The organism is Burkholderia sp. 22PA0106 (genome assembly GCF_047497155.1).
GTDB lineage: Bacteria > Pseudomonadota > Gammaproteobacteria > Burkholderiales > Burkholderiaceae > Burkholderia.
Genome location: NZ_CP163163.1, coordinates 1766345 through 1782636 on the forward strand (window position 1 = coordinate 1766345; position 16292 = coordinate 1782636).

At 69.4% G+C, this 16292-nt stretch carries 2 protein-coding genes; both read left to right on the forward strand.

All coding sequences use genetic code 11. The features are described 5' to 3' along the window. The first annotated feature begins 5 nt into the window (after positions 1-5). On the forward strand, positions 6-9647 hold the full coding sequence (locus AB4850_RS22625) for an amino acid adenylation domain-containing protein (protein WP_414445213.1): 9642 nt from the start codon (positions 6-8) through the stop codon (positions 9645-9647). 53 nt (positions 9648-9700) lie between these two features. Next, on the forward strand, positions 9701-16198 hold the full coding sequence (locus AB4850_RS22630; protein WP_414445214.1) for an amino acid adenylation domain-containing protein: 6498 nt from the start codon (positions 9701-9703) through the stop codon (positions 16196-16198). Positions 16199-16292: the final 94 nt, after the last annotated feature.

The following is a 16292-nucleotide window of genomic DNA, read 5'->3' on the forward strand; positions in this document are numbered from 1 at the left end:
CGACCGTGGAAGATCTTTCACTCGATGCCCTCAAGGAAGAGCTGCTGGCGCTGCTGGCGGCGGAAGCCCCGGGCTTGCCCACGGCGGACGACGAGGCGCCGGTGCCGGTGGCGCGCGACGCGGCGATGCCGTTGTCGTTCGCGCAGCAGCGCATGTGGTTCCTCGACCGGCTCGACAGCCGGGCCGGCGCGGCGTATCACGTGCCGGCCGGCGTGCGTCTGAGCGGCGCGCTGGATGTGGCGGCCCTGCGCCGGGCGCTCGATCGCATCGTCGAACGCCATGAGGCGCTGCGCACGTGCTTCGAGGTGGTCGGCGGCGAGCCGGTGCAGCGCATCGATGCGCCGGCGCCGTTCGCGCTGGCGACGCACGACCTGAGCCCGAGCGGCACGGCCGATGTCAATGCCGATATCGACGCTCAGGCGCAGCGGCACCTGCGGGCGGAAGCCTCCACGGCGTTCGATCTCGCCACCGGGCCGCTGGTGCGCGGCCGGCTGCTGAAGCTCGGCGAGCGCGAGCATGTGCTGCTGGTGACGATGCATCACATCGTCAGCGACGGCTGGTCGATGGGCGTGCTGATCCGCGAATTCAGCGCGCTGTACCAGGCCTTCAGCGCGGGGCGCGCCGATCCGCTCGGCCCGCTGCCGATCCAGTACGCCGATTACGTCGCGTGGCAACGCCGGCGGCTCGGCGGCGAGGCGTGGCAGGCGCAGTTGGCGTATTGGGCTCGCTCGCTGCACGACGCGCCCGCGCTGTCCACGCTGCCGGCGGACCGCGCGCGGCCCGCCGTGCAGGATTACGCCGCGAGCAGCGTGGAGGTGGCGTTCGATGCGGCGTTGAGCGGGCGGGTCCGAGCGTTTGCGCAGCGCCACGGCACGACGGTGTTCAACGTGGTGCTGGCGGCGTGGGCGGCGCTGCTGGGCCGCCTGTCGGGGCAGGACGAGGTGGTGATCGGCATGCCGGTGGCGAACCGCACCTGCACGGAAGTGGAGCCGCTGATCGGCCTGTTCGTCAACACGCTGGCGTTGCGCATCGATCTGTCGGGGCAACCGCGCGCGCACGCGCTGGTGGCGCGCGTGCACGCGGCCACGCTGGCCGCGCAAGGCCACCAGGACATCCCGTTCGATCAGGTGATCGAGGCGGTCAACCCGCCGCGCTCGCGCGCGCATGCGCCGCTGTTCCAGACGATGCTGGCATGGCAGACCAGCGCGCAGGACGCGCTGGCGCTGGGCACATTGGAACTGCACGGGATGGTGGCGGATCGCGGCGAGGAAGGGCGCGACCTGACGCAACTCGACCTCAGCCTCGAACTCGGCGAATACGACGGCGGTATCGCCGGCCACGCGATGTTCGCGACGTCCTTGTTCGAGCGGGCGAGCATCGAGCGGTATCTCGGGTATTTCGAGGCGCTGCTGGGGGCGATGGTGGATGAAGCGAGCGCGCCGGTGCAGCTGATCGGGTTGCTGGCGGAAGCCGAGCGGCGGCAGGTCATGGACGGTGGGAACGATACGGCGATGGCGTATATGCCTTCGCTGGGCGTGCATGGGGCGTTCGAAGCGCAGGTGGCGCGCACGCCGGATGCGGTGGCGGTGCGGTTCGGGGATCAGGCGCTGACGTATGCGCAACTCGACGCGCGGGCGAATCGGCTGGCGCATCGGCTGGTCGAGTTGGGCGTGGGTCGCGAGGTCGTGGTGGGGGTGTGCCTGCATCGCGGCGTCGATCTGCTGGCCGCGTTGCTGGCCGTGATGAAGGCGGGCGGGGCGTATCTTCCGCTGGACCCGGCGTTCCCCGCCAAGCGGCTGGCGATGATGCTGGAGGACGCGCAACCGGCGCTGGTGCTGACGCGTGACGGCTTGCTGGCTGATCACGACAAGCGGCTCGATCTGGGCGAATGGCCAGTTGGGCCCGAACAATTCGACAGCGTGCGGCTTGATGGCAGCGGCGGCGAACTGGCTTACGTGTTGTACACGTCCGGTTCGACAGGCCGGCCGAAGGGCGTGCAGGTCACGCAGCAAAACGTGCTGAATCTGCTGGCTTCGATGCAGCGCGATCTGCCATTGCAGGCGCACGACCGGCTGTTGAGCGTAACGACGCTGTCGTTCGACATCGCCGCGCTCGAACTGTATCTGCCGCTTTTGTGTGGCGCATGCGTGGTGATTGCAGCGCGGGAGACGGCGCTTGAGCCGTCGCGTCTGGCGCGAGAAATCGAGACGCAACAGATCACGGCGATGCAGGCCACGCCGTCCACCTGGCGCATGCTGGTCGATCACGGCTGGCAACCGAAGCCGGGGTTCATGGTGTTGAGCGGTGGCGAAGCGCTGCCGTGCGATCTGGCGGAATCCTTGCTGCGAGCGGTTCCGTCGCTGGTCAATTTGTATGGCCCGACGGAAACCACGATCTGGTCGACGCTCTCGCGTTTGGCGCACAGCGAGGAAGGTACGCGCATCGACATCGGGCGACCGATCGCCAACACGCAGGTTCACGTCCTCGATGACGCGCTGGAACTGGTGCCCGTCGGCGTGGCCGGCGAACTGTTCATCGCGGGCGACGGCGTGGCGCGCGGCTATCGAAGCCGCCCAGACCTGACGGCCGAACGCTTCGTGCCGAACCCGTACGGCGCACCGGGCAGCCGCATGTACCGCACCGGCGACCGCGTGCGTCGCCTCGCGACTGGCGAGCTGGCGTATCTGGGCCGAATCGACCAGCAAGTGAAGCTGCGCGGCTTCCGCATCGAGTTGGGCGAGATCGAAGCCACGCTGCGCGGGCAGCCCGAGGTGCGCGACGCGGCGGTGACGATCCGCGAGGATCAGCCGGGACAAAAACGCCTGGTGGCTTACGTGGTGGCGGCCCACGGTCAAGAACCGGCAAACGTGCAGGCATTGCGCCAGGCGCTGTCGCGCAGGCTGCCGGAGTACATGATCCCGTCGCAACTGGTGTGGCTGGACGCCTTGCCGCTGACGCCGAACGGCAAGCTCGACCGCCGTGCCTTGCCCACACCGGACGCCCCGCAAAGCGGCACCGACTACGTCGCCCCGCGCACGGAAACCGAGCAGACGTTAAGCACGATCTGGTCGGACATCCTCAAGATCGACCGCGTGGGCCTCCACGACAACTTCTTCGACCTCGGCGGCCACTCGCTGCTGGCCGTGCAACTGGCCTCGTCGATCCGCAGCCGGTTGGGCGTGGAAGTCCCGTTACCGGAACTGTTTGCCCACCCGACGCTGGGCCAGTTCGCGCAAGCAGTGGAACACGCGAATGCCAGCGCGCTGCCGCCGATCATGGCGCGCGGCGCGAACCAGGCCGCGCCGCTGTCGTTCGCGCAGCAACGGCTGTGGTTCCTCGACCGGCTCGACAAGCGCGCCGGCGCGGCCTATCACATTCCGGTGGGCGTGCGCCTGAACGGCGCGCTCGATGCCGATGCGCTGCGCCAGGCGCTCGACCGGATCCTCGCGCGCCACGACGTGCTGCGCACGCGCTTCGTGCTGGCGAATGGCGAGCCCGAGCAACGTGTCGATGCCGCCGCCCGATTCGCCTTGACCGCGCACGACCTGAGCGCGCTGGCGCAACCGGAAGCCGAGGTGCAACGCCACGCCGAAACCGAGGCGGCCGAGCCGTTCGATCTGTCTGCGGGGCCGCTGGTGCGCGGCAGGCTGCTGCGCCTGAGCGAGCACGCGCATGTGCTGCTGGTGACGATGCATCACACCGTCAGCGACGGCTGGTCGATGGGCGTGCTGATCCGCGAGTTCGGCGCGCTGTACCGCGCGTTCAGCGAAGGGCGGGGCGATCCGCTGCCGCCGCTGGCGATCCAGTACGGCGATTACGCCGCGTGGCAGCGCCATTGGCTCGCGGGCGAGGTGCTGCAACGGCAACTCGCCTATTGGAAAACGACGCTGCACGGTGCATCGGAACTGACCACGCTGCCGCTCGATCGCGCCCGGCCCGCCGTGCAGGACTACACCGGCGACAGCATCGACGTGACGCTCGACGCGCCGCTGAGCGCAAAGCTCAAGACGCTGGCGCGGCGGCAAGGCACGACGGTGTTCAACGTGGTGCTGGCGGCATGGGCGGCGCTGGCGGGCCGCCTGTCGGGGCAGGACGACGTGGTGATCGGCACGCCGGCCGCGAACCGGATGCGCTCGGAGGTCGAGCCGCTGATCGGCTTCTTCGTCAACACGCTGGCGCTGCGCATCGATCTGTCGGGCCGGCCTTCCGTGAGCGAACTGCTCAAACGCGTGCACGACACGACGCTGGCGGCGCAGAGCCACCAGGACCTCCCGTTCGATCAGGTGATCGAGGCGATCAACCCGTCGCGTTCGCTGGCGCACGCGCCGCTGTTCCAGACGATGCTGGTCTGGCAGAACAACGCGCGGGCCGATCTCGATCTCGGCGACATCACGCTGCAAGCGATGGCGGCGGCGCAGGCGCCTTCGCAATTCGACGTGACGCTCGAACTGGGCGAGAGCGATACGGGCATCGCCGGGCGTTTGATGTTTGCCTCGTCGGTATTCGAGCGGGCAAGCGTGGAGCGGTATCTCGGCTATTTCACGGCGCTGCTCGACGGCATGGCGGCCGATGCCGATCAGCCGATGTTGCAACTGAGAATGCTGCCGGAGGCGGAACGCCGGCAGGTGATGCACGGCTGGAACGATACGGCGATGGCCTGCGAGCGTGCGCAAAGCGTGCATGGGATGTTTGAAGCGCAGGTGGCGCGGACGCCTGATGCCGTGGCGGTGCGCTTCGAGGACGAGGCGCTGACGTATGCGCAACTGAACGCGCGGGCGAATCGGCTGGCCGATCATTTGGTGACGCGTGGCGTCGGCCCCGATGTGATGGTCGGCATCTGCATGCATCGCGGTATCGATTTGCTGGCGGCGCTGCTTGGCGTCATGAAAGCGGGCGGCGGTTACTTGCCGTTGGACCCGGCGTTCCCGGCCGAGCGGCTGGCGATGATGCTCGATGACGCTCACCCGGCGTTCGTGCTGACGAACGAGGGTTTGCTGGCCGACCACGCAAAACGTTTGGACCTGAGCGAATGGCCGGCCGGCAATAGCGATTTCCGGCGCGATGAACGGCCCGACGGCGATCAGATCGCCTACATCCTGTACACGTCGGGTTCGACAGGCCGGCCGAAGGGTGTCCAAGTCACGCAGCACGGCATGCTGAACATCCTGTTGTCCTTGCAGCGCGATCTGAAGCTGGAAGCGCAAGACAAGCTATTGAGCGTATCGACGCTGTCGTTCGATATCGCCGCGTTGGAACTTTGCTTGCCGCTGTTCAGCGGCGCCTGCGTGGTGATCGCTTCACGCGAAACCGCGCTCGATCCGTCGAAGCTGTCTCAAGCGCTCGAATCCCGTGAAATCACGGCGATGCAGGCCACGCCCTCGACGTGGCGGATGCTGATGGACTTCGGTTGGAAACCGGTCAAGGATTTCCTGCTGATCAGCACCGGCGAAGCGTTGCCGCGCGATTTGGCCGAACAACTGCTGCAATCGGTGGCCTCGGTCGTCAATCTGTACGGCCCGACCGAAACCACGATGTATTCAACGATCTCGCGCGTATTCCCGAGCGAGCACGGTGTACGCATCGACATCGGCCGCCCGGTGGCGAACACGCAGGCGCACATCCTCGACGAAGCGCTGGAACTTGTACCGATCGGGGTAGCGGGAGAACTGTTCCTGGCAGGCGCGGGCGTATCGCGCGGCTACCGTGATCGTCCGGACCTCACGGCCGAACGCTTCATTCCGAACCCCTATGGCGAACCCGGCAGCCGCATGTACCGCACCGGCGATCTGGTCCGCTGGCTGCCGCACGGTGAACTCGAATATCTCGGCCGCATCGATCAGCAAGTGAAGCTGCGCGGCTTCCGCATCGAACTCGGTGAAATCGAAGCGACGCTGCGCGGCCTGCCCGAAATCCGCGACGCGGCGGCGATGGTCCGCGAGGATCAGCCGGGCCACAAGCGCCTGGTGGGCTACGTCGTGGCCGCCGAAGGCCACGCGCCGGCCGGCACGCAAGCGTTGCGGCAAGCGCTGTCGCTCACGCTGCCCGACTACATGGTCCCGTCGCAACTGATGTGGCTCGACGCGCTGCCCCAAACCCCGAACGGCAAGCTCGACCGCCGCTCGCTCCCCAAGCCCGAAGCGCTGCAAGGCGAAGCCGACTACCTAGCCCCGCGCACCGAAACCGAGCAGGCATTGAGCGCGATCTGGCGCGACGTCCTGAAGCTCGACCGCGTGGGCGTCCACGACAACTTCTTCGAACTCGGCGGCCATTCGTTGCTCGCCGTGCAGGTGGGTTCCGCCGTCCGCACCCGGCTGGGCGTCGAGGTGCCGTTGGCCGCGCTGTTCGCCCAACCCACGTTGAGCCGCTTCGCGCAGGTAGTCGAACATGCCGCCGCCACCGACCTGCCGCCGATCGCCTTGCGCGACTCGCGCGAGGCGGCGCGCCTGTCGTTCGCGCAGCAACGGCTGTGGTTCCTCGACCAGCTCGACAAGCGCGCCGGTGCGGCCTACCACATCCCGGTGGGCGTGCGCCTGAGCGGCGCGCTGAATGCCGATGCGCTGCATGGCGCCCTGAACCGCATCGTCGAACGTCACGAAGCGCTGCGCACGCGCTTCGTGGTGGTGGACGGCGTGCCCGTGCAGCACATCGACGCGCCGGCGCCGTTCGCGCTGACGCTCCACGACCTGAGCGGCGCGGCCGACCCGGACCACGAGGTCGCGGCCCATACCCGCGACGAGGCCGCCGCGCCGTTCGACCTGTCGGCCGGCCCGCTGGTGCGCGGCCGGCTGCTGAGGCTCGACGAGCGCGAGCATGTGCTGCTGGTGACGATGCATCACATCGTCAGCGACGGCTGGTCGATGAGCGTGCTGATCCGCGAATTCGGCGCGCTGTATCGCGCGTTCGGCGAAGGGCGGGGCGATCCGCTGGCCCAGCTCTCGATCCAGTACGCCGATTACGCCGCGTGGCAGCGCCGCTGGCTCGCGGGCGAGGTGCTGCAACGACAGCTCGCGTACTGGCAAGCCACGCTGCAAGGCGCGCCGGAATTGAGCGAATTGCCGCTCGATCGCGCCCGCCCGGCCGTGAAGGATTACGCGGGCGAGACCGTCGAGGTCGTGCTCGACGCGCCCTTGAGCGCGGGCATCAAGGCGCTGGCGCGGCAGCAGGGCACCACGCCGTTCAACGTGGTGCTGGCCGCCTGGGCGGCACTGGCCGGCCGCCTGTCGGGGCAGGACGACGTGGTGATCGGCACGCCGGTGGCGAACCGGATGCGCTCGGAAGTCGAACCGCTGATCGGCTTTTTCGTCAACACGCTGGCGCTGCGCATCGACCTGTCGGGCCGGCCCGCCGTGGGCGAACTGGTAACCCGCGTGCACGCGGCGACGCTGGCCGCGCAAGCGCATCAGGACCTGCCGTTCGATCAGGTGATCGAGGCGATCAACCCGGCGCGCTCGACCTCGCACGCGCCGCTGTTCCAGTTGATGCTGGTCTGGCAGAACACCGAGCCGGCCGATCTCGATCTCGGCGAGGTCAGGCTGCAAGGGCTGTCGGCCGATCGCGACCGCGCGCAGTTCGACGTGACGCTGGCGCTCGGCGAACACGAAGCCGGCTTCGCCGGGCGCGTGACGTTCGACACCGCGCTGTTCGAGCGCGCGAGCATCGAGCGCTATCTCGGCTATTTCAAGGCGCTGCTGGCGGGCATGACGGCCGGCGCCGCCGAGCCGATGCACGCGCTCGAGATCCTGCCGCCCGCCGAGCGCCAGCGCATCGTGCACGCCTGGAACGATACGGCCGTGCCCCGCGACCCCGCGCAGACGGCGCACGGCATGTTCGAGGCGCAGGTCGCCCGCACGCCCGACGCGGTGGCGGTGTTGTTCGAGGACGAGGCGCTGAGCTACGCCGAGCTGAACGCGCGCGCCAACCGGCTGGCGCGCCATCTGGTCGCGCAAGGCGTGGGCGCGGACCGTCTGGTGGCGCTCTGCCTGCATCGCGGCGTGGAAACGCTGGTGGCCGTGCTGGCCGTGCTGAAGGCCGGCGGCGCCTACGTGCCGCTCGATCCGCAGTTGCCCGACGAGCGGCTCGCGCGGATGCTGCGCGACTGCGCGCCGGCCGCGGTGCTGGCCGACCACGCCAGCGTGGCGCGCCTGCCGCCCGGCGCGGTGGCGCTAGACGGGCCGCAGGCCGTCGATACGAGCGGCCAGCCCGCGCACGATCTGGCGCTGCGCACGTACCCGGCCCAGCTCGCTTACTGCATCTACACCTCCGGGTCCACCGGCCAGCCGAAATGCGTGCAGTTGACGCACGAAGGGCTGACCAACCTGACCCACATCATGTGGAAGCTGTACCACCTGAAGGTCGGCGACCGCGTGCTGCAGTTCTCGGCGCCGGGCTTCGACGTCTCGGTCAGCGATTACTTCAAGACGATCACGCAGGGCGCCACGCTGTGCATGGCGCCGCGCGAACAGTTGATGCCGCGCGTGACGCTCGAGGCCACCGTGGCGCGGATGGGCGTGCAGGTCGCCACGCTGCCGCCGGCGGTGCTCGCCGCGATGGACGGCGACGCGCTGCCCGGCGTGCACACGCTGGTGACCGCGGGCGACGCGTGCACGCAGGCGCTGGTGGCGCGCTGGTCGAACGGCCGGCGCTTCCTCAACGCGTACGGGCCGGCCGAGGTGACGGCCAGCTCGTCGAACCGCGAAGTGTCGGCCGCGTTCGAGCGCCTGCCGCCGATCGGCAAGCCGCATCCCAACCTGCAGTTCTACGTGCTCGACGCCGAGGGGCGGCTGTTGCCGGCCGGCATTCCCGGCGAGCTGTTCATCGCGGGGGTGGGCGTCGGGCGCGGCTATGGCGGCCGGCCGGACCTGACGGCCGAACGCTTCCTGCCGAACCCGTTCGGCGCGCCCGGCAGCCGCATGTATCGCACCGGCGACCGCGTGCGCTGGCTGCCGCAAGGCGAGCTGGAATACCTGGAGCGGATCGACAACCAGGTGAAGCTGCGCGGCTTTCGCATCGAGCTGGGCGAGATCGAGGCCTCGCTGGTGGCGCTGCCGGAAGTGCGCGAGGCGGCCGTGGTGGTGCGCGAGGACCAGCCCGGCAACAAGCGGCTGGTGGGCTACCTGGTGGCGGCCGAGGGTGGCGAGGCGGCCGGAGTGCAGACCGGTGTTCAGACCATTCGGGCGGCGCTGGCGCGCACGCTGCCCGACTACATGGTGCCGTCGCAGCTCGTGTGGCTCGACGCCTTGCCGCTGACGCCGAACGGCAAGCTCGACCGCCGCGCGCTGCCGGCGCCGGGCGCCATCGTCAGCGAGGCCGACTACGTCGCGCCGCGCACCGAGACGGAGCGCAGGATCGGCGAGATCTGGGCGGAGGTGCTGGGGGTGGCGCGGGTGGGCATCCATGACAACTTCTTCGAACTGGGCGGCCACTCGCTGCAGATGGTGCACGTGCATCAGCAGTTGACGCTGCTGAGTCCGAAGCCCGTCTCGATGATCGACTTGTTCCAGTACCCGACGATCGCGCAACTGGTGGGCCTGCTGCATGCGCAGGCCGACGAGGAGAAGGCGCAGATCCAGACGCAGGTGGACGCCGCGGCAAGACGCGGCGAGCAACGGCGCCGACGCCATGCGTCCACGCCCGCCAAGCCCCGATGAGCCCCGCCAAGCACCGATAAGCCGCGACATTCAACGATAGACAAGGAACCCCCGTGGAAGAGCTTTCCCTGGATGCCCTCAAAGAGGAACTGCTGCGCCTGCTGGCCGAGGAGGAATCCGGCTTGCCGGCGGCGAGCGACGAGGCGCCGGTGCCGGTGTCACGCGACGCGGCGCTGCCGCTGTCGTTCGCGCAGCAGCGCATGTGGTTTCTCGACCGGCTCGACCGGCGCGCGAGCGCGGCGTATCACGTGCCGGCCGGCGTGCGTCTGCGCGGCGCCTTGAGCGTAACGGCGTTGCGCCGGGCGCTGGACCGCATCGTCGAGCGCCATGAGGTGCTGCGCACGCGTTTCGTCACGACGGACGGCGAGCCGGTGCTGCAAATCGACGCGCGGCAGCCGTTCTCGCTGGAGCAACACGACCTGAGCGGCCTGGCCGATGCGCAGGCCGCGCTGCTGCGCCACGCCGAGGCGGAGGCCGACGCGCCGTTCGACCTGTCGGCGGGGCCGGTGGTGCGCGGGCGGCTGCTGCGCATGGGCGAGCAGGACCACGTGCTGCTGGTGACGATGCATCACATCGTCAGCGACGGCTGGTCGATGGGCGTGCTGATTCGCGAGTTCGGCGCGCTGTACCAGGCGTTCGTCGCCGGGCAGCCCGACCCGCTGCCGCCGCTCGCGATCCAGTATGCGGATTACGCGGTGTGGCAGCGCCAGCGCGTGTCGGGCGAGATGCTGCAACAGCAGCTTGCGTATTGGAAGCGCACGCTGCGCGACGCACCGGCGCTGACCACCCTGCCGCTCGATCACGCGAGGCCGGCAGTGCAGGACCACGCCGGCGACAGCGTCGACGTGATGCTGGACGCGCCGCTGGTGAGCCGCATCAAGACGCTGGCGCGGCAGCAGGGCACGACGGTGTTCAACGTGATGCTGGCGGCGTGGGCGGCGCTGGCGGCGCGCCTGTCGGGGCAGGACGAGGTGGTGATCGGCACGCCGGTGGCGAACCGCATGAATACCGAAGTCGAGCCGCTGATCGGCTTTTTCGTCAACACGCTGGCGCTGCGCATCGACCTGACGGGGCAACCGTCGGTGGGCGAGGCGGTGCGGCGCGTGCACGAGGCGGCGCTGGCCGCGCAGGCCCATCAGGATCTGCCGTTCGAGCAGGTGATCGAGGCCGTCAACCCGGCACGCTCGCGCTCGCATGCGCCGCTGTTCCAACTGATGATGGTGTGGCAGAACTACGAGCGCGCGAACTTCGAATTGAGCGGGCTGCAACTCGACAGCATGGCGGCGGCGCAGATCATGGCGCGCTTCGACCTGAGCCTGATCATGCGCGAACACGACGGGCGCATCGGCCTGAGCATGCTGTTCGCGACGTCCTTGTTCGAGCGGGCGAGCATCGCGCGGTATCTCGGGTATTTCGAGGCGCTGCTGGCGGCGATGGTGGACGATGCGAGCGCGCCGGTGCAGCGGATCGGGTTGCTGGCGGAGGCGGAACGGCGGCAAGTGGTGCAGGGCGGGAACGATACGGCGATGGCGTATGCGTCTTCGCTGGGGGTGCATGGCGCGTTCGAAGCGCAGGTGGCGCGCACGCCGGATGCGGTCGCGGTACGGTTCGGGGATCAGGCGCTGACGTATGCGCAACTCGATGCGCGGGCGAATCGGCTGGCGCATCGGCTGGTCGAGCTTGGCGTGGGGCGTGAGGTCGTGGTGGGGGTGTGCCTGCATCGCGGCATCGATCTGCTGGCGGCGTTGCTGGCCGTGATGAAGGCGGGCGGGGCGTATCTTCCGCTCGATCCGGCGTTCCCCGCCGAGCGGCTGGCGATGATGCTGGACGATGTGCAACCGGCGCTGGTGCTGACGCATGACGGTTTGCTGGCCGATCACGACAAGCGGCTCGATCTGGGCGAGTGGCCGGCTGGGCCTGAACAATTCGACAGCGCGCGGTTTGATGGCAGCGGCGGCGAATTGGCTTACGTGCTGTACACGTCCGGTTCGACGGGCCGGCCGAAGGGCGTGCAGGTCACGCAGCAAAACGTGCTGAATCTGCTGGCGTCGATGCAGCGCGATTTGCCATTGCAGGCGCACGACCGGCTGTTGAGCGTGACGACGCTGTCGTTCGACATCGCGGCGCTGGAACTGTATCTGCCGCTTCTGTGTGGCGCATGCGTGGTGATCGCATCGCGAGAAACGGCGCAGGAAGCGTCGCGTCTGGCGCGAGAAATCGAGACGCAACAGATCACGGCGATGCAGGCCACGCCATCCACCTGGCGCATGCTGGTCGATCACGGCTGGCGACCGAAGCCGGGTTTCATGGTGTTGAGCGGCGGCGAAGCATTGCCGCGCGATCTGGCGGAATCCTTGCTGCGAGCGGTGCCCTCGCTGGTCAATTTGTATGGCCCGACGGAAACCACGATCTGGTCGACGCTCTCGCGGTTGGCGCTCAAGGACGAAAGCGTACGCATCGATATCGGCCGGCCGATCGCCAACACGCAGGTTCACGTCCTCGACGACGCGCTGGAACTGGTGCCCGTCGGCGTCGCTGGGGAGCTATTCATCGCGGGCGACGGCGTGGCGCGCGGTTATCGAGGCCGCCCGGACCTGACGGCCGAACGCTTCGTGCCGAACCCGTACGGCGAACCCGGCAGCCGCATGTACCGCACCGGCGACCGCGTGCGCCGCCTTGCAACGGGCGAACTGGAGTATCTGGGCCGAATCGACCAGCAAGTGAAGCTGCGCGGCTTCCGCATCGAGTTGGGCGAGATCGAAGCCACGCTGCGCGGGCAGCCCGACATAAGCGACGCAGCGGTAACGATCCGCGAAGATCAGCCGGGCCAACAACGCCTGGTGGCCTATGCCGTGGCGGCGCACGGCCATCGACCGACGAGTGCGCCGGAACTGCGCCAGGCGCTGTCGCGCACGTTGCCGGACTACATGATCCCGTCGCAACTGATCTGGCTGGACGCCTTGCCGCTGACGCCGAACGGCAAGCTCGACCGCCGGGCCTTGCCCACACCGGACGCCCCGCAAGGCGACACCGACTACGTCGCCCCGCGCACCGAAACCGAGCAGGCATTGAGCGCGATCTGGCAGGAAATCCTGAAGCTCGACCGGGTCGGCATCCACGACAATTTCTTCGACCTCGGCGGCCATTCGCTGCTGGCCATGCAACTGGCGTCGCGCATCCGCGCGCGGCTCGGCGCGGACATCGCGCTGGCCGACCTGTTCGAAGCCCCCACGGTGGCCGCCCTGGCCGCCCGCCTGAGTGGAGCCGGGGCCGAGCCGGAAGCGCGCATCGAACCCGTGCCGCGCGATGCGCTCGCCTCGGGCATGCCGCTGTCGCCGGGCCAGGAACGTCTGTGGTTCCTGAACCAGCTCGAACCGGCGTCGCCGGCCTACAACCTGCCGCACGCGCTGCTGCTGCGCGGGGCGCTCGATATCGCCGCCGTGCAGGGCGCGTTCGACGCCATCGTGCAACGCCACGAAATCCTGCGCACGCGGATCGTCGGCACCCACGGCCGCCCGCAGCAGGCGATCGCCGAGGCGCAGGCGGTGGACCTGCCGCTCCACGACCTGACGCCGCTGCCCGCCGCGCAACGCAAGCCGCGCGCCGACGCGCTGGTGGCCGAGCTGGCCGCCGCGCCGTTCGACCTCGCCACCGATCTGCCGCTGCGCGCCCACCTGATCCGGCTGGCCGACGACGCGCACGTGCTGCTCGTCACGATGCATCACGTGGTCAGCGACGGCTGGTCGATCGGCGTGATGATGCAGGAGTTCGCGGCGCTCTATACGGCGTTCGCGCAACGGCAGCCTTCGCCGCTGCCGCCGGTCAGGCTCCAGTACCTCGATTTCGCCGTCTGGCAGATCCGCTTCTTCGAGGGCCCCGCCATCGCCGATCAGCTCGCGTACTGGACGCGCCAGTTGGACGGCGCCCCCACGCTGCTGACGCTGCCGACCGACCGCGCCCGGCCGGCCGTGCGCCGCAGCGCGGGCGGCAACGTCGCGTTCGTGGTGCCGGCGGCCACCGCCGCGGGCCTGCGCGAGCTGGCCGGGCGCCATCGGGCGTCGCTGTTCATGGCGCTGGCGGCCGCCTACGGCGTGCTGCTGGCGCGCTATGCCGGCCAGCGCGACGTCTGCATCGGCACGCCGGTGGCCGGCCGCCAGCGCGCCGAGCTCGAAGCGATGCTCGGCATGTTCATGAACATGCTGGTGCTGCGTTGCGAGGTGGACGGCGCGCTGCCGTTCGACGCGTTCCTCGAGCGGATGCGCGCAGTCGCGCTCGGCGCCTACGCGAACCAGGATCTGCCGTTCGAGCGGCTCGTCGATGCGCTCAAGCTCGAACGCCACCTGAGCCACACGCCGCTGTTCCAGGCGTTCCTGCAGGTGGACAACGCGGCGCTGACCCAGGCCGCGCCGCTGCCCGGCATCGAGGTGGAACGCTGGCCGCTCGACGGCGACACCGCGAAGTACGATCTGAGCCTGCTCGTCAGCGACGTGGGCAGCGAGCTGCACTGCCGCTTCCAGTACGCGGCCGACCTGTTCGATGCCGCCACCGTCGAGCGCATGGCGCGCCACTTCGGCGTGCTGCTGGCGAGCATCGTCGGCAACCCGTCCGGCTGCGTGGGCGATCTCGCGCTGGTGGACGAGGCCGAGCGCGAGCACATGCTGCGCGACTGGAACGACAGCCGGCTCGAGGTGCCCGACATGGGGCTGCACACGCGCTTCGAACAGCATGCCGAGGCGCGGCCGCAGCAGACGGCGGTGGTGGTGGGCGACGCGTCGCTGACCTACCACGCCGCCAACGCGCGCGCGAACCAGCTCGCGCACTGGCTGCGCGGGCGCGGCGTCGGCCCGGAGGTGAAGGTCGCCGTGTGCCTGGAGCGCTCGGTGGACCTGATCGTCGCGCTGATCGCGGTGCTGAAGGCCGGCGGCGTGTACGTGCCGCTCGACGCGTCGTTCCCGGCCGAGCGCCTGGCCTACATGGCAAAGGACTCCGGCGCGGTGCTGATCCTCACGCAGGCCTCGCTGCGCGAGGCGCTGCAGGCGGTGCCCGTCGAGCAGTTGGCGCTCGACGACGGCTGGGCGCCGGTCGCGGCCATGCCGCGCGGCAACCCCGCGAACCTGACCGGCGGCGAGAACCTCGCCTACGTGATCTACACGTCCGGCTCCACCGGCATGCCGAAGGGCGTGCAGATCACCCATCGCGGCATCGTCAACTACCTGCACTGGGGCATAGAGGGCTACCCGATGCGCGACGGCGAACGCGCCTCGTTCACGCACCTGCCGCTGATCTTCGACGCCTCGCTCACCACGCTGTTCATTCCGCTGTGGGCGGGCCGCGACATTCACCTGCCGCTGCCGGGCGGGCACGACCGGATCGTCGATTCGATGCGCGAGGCCCAGCAGTTGAGCATGGTGAAGATCACCCCGGCCCATATCGACCTGATGGCCGCCGCGCTGCAGCCCGAGGACGTCCACACCCGCGTGCGCACCAGCGTGATCGGCGGCGACGTGCTGACGATCGCGCAGTTCAACACCTGGCTGCGCTACTTCCCCGGCACGGTGGTGGTCAACGAATACGGCCCGACCGAAACCGTGGTGGGCTGCTGCGTGGAATACGTCGATCCGGCCGCGCTGAGCGGCGCGAGCGTGCTGATCGGCAAGCCGATCGCCAACATGCAGCACTACATCCTCGATGCGCGCGGCCATCCGGTGCCGCCCGGCGTGATCGGCGAGCTCTACATCGCGGGGGCCGGCGTGGCGCGCGGCTATCTGGGCCGCCCGAAGCTGACGGCCGAGAAGTTCGTGCCGGACCCGTTCGGGCCGCCGGGCAGCCGCATGTATCGCACCGGCGACCTGTCGCGCTACCTGCCGGACGGGCGGATCGACTTCCTCGGCCGGATGGACAACCAGGTGAAGATTCGCGGCTTCCGCGTGGAACTCGGCGAGATCGAGGCCACGCTGGTGATGCTGCCGGCGATCCGCGAGGCGGTGGTGCTCGCGCTCGACAACTCGGCCGGGCAGAAGGCGCTGGCGGCGTATCTGGTGATGGACGGCGAGGCGGGCGGAGAAGCGGGTGGGGAAGCCGACCTGCAGGCGTGCCGCGCGGCGCTGCGGCAGACGCTGCCCGACTACATGGTGCCGACCGAGTGGATCGTGCTCGACGCGTTGCCGCTGACCGCGAGCGGCAAGGTGGATCGCAAGGCGCTGCCCGCGCCCGCGTACGACGCGCGCGCGGCCGATTACGTGGCCCCCGAGACCGACACCGAGATCCGGCTGGCCGAGGTGTGCGCCACGGTGCTCGGCGTGGCGCGGGTGGGGCGGCTCGACAGCATCTTCGAGTTCGGCGCGAATTCGCTGCTGGTGGTGCAACTGGCGGCGCAGGTCACGCGCGAGTTCGGCATCAAGGTGCCGCTGGCGATGATTTTCGAGGTGCAGACGGTGGCCGGCATGGCGCGGTACGTCGACGGCCTGCTCGTCGAACTCGCGCATCGCACGGATGACACGGAGCAGGACGCGTCCGGCCCGACCGACGACGAACCCGAGATGCGCATCTGAGCACGGCGGCGCGGCCCTCCCGACGAGCGCCGCGCCGCACGGGCCGATTCCGCGTCACGAGCACGAACGAAAGCGAACGAGAACAAAGACACAT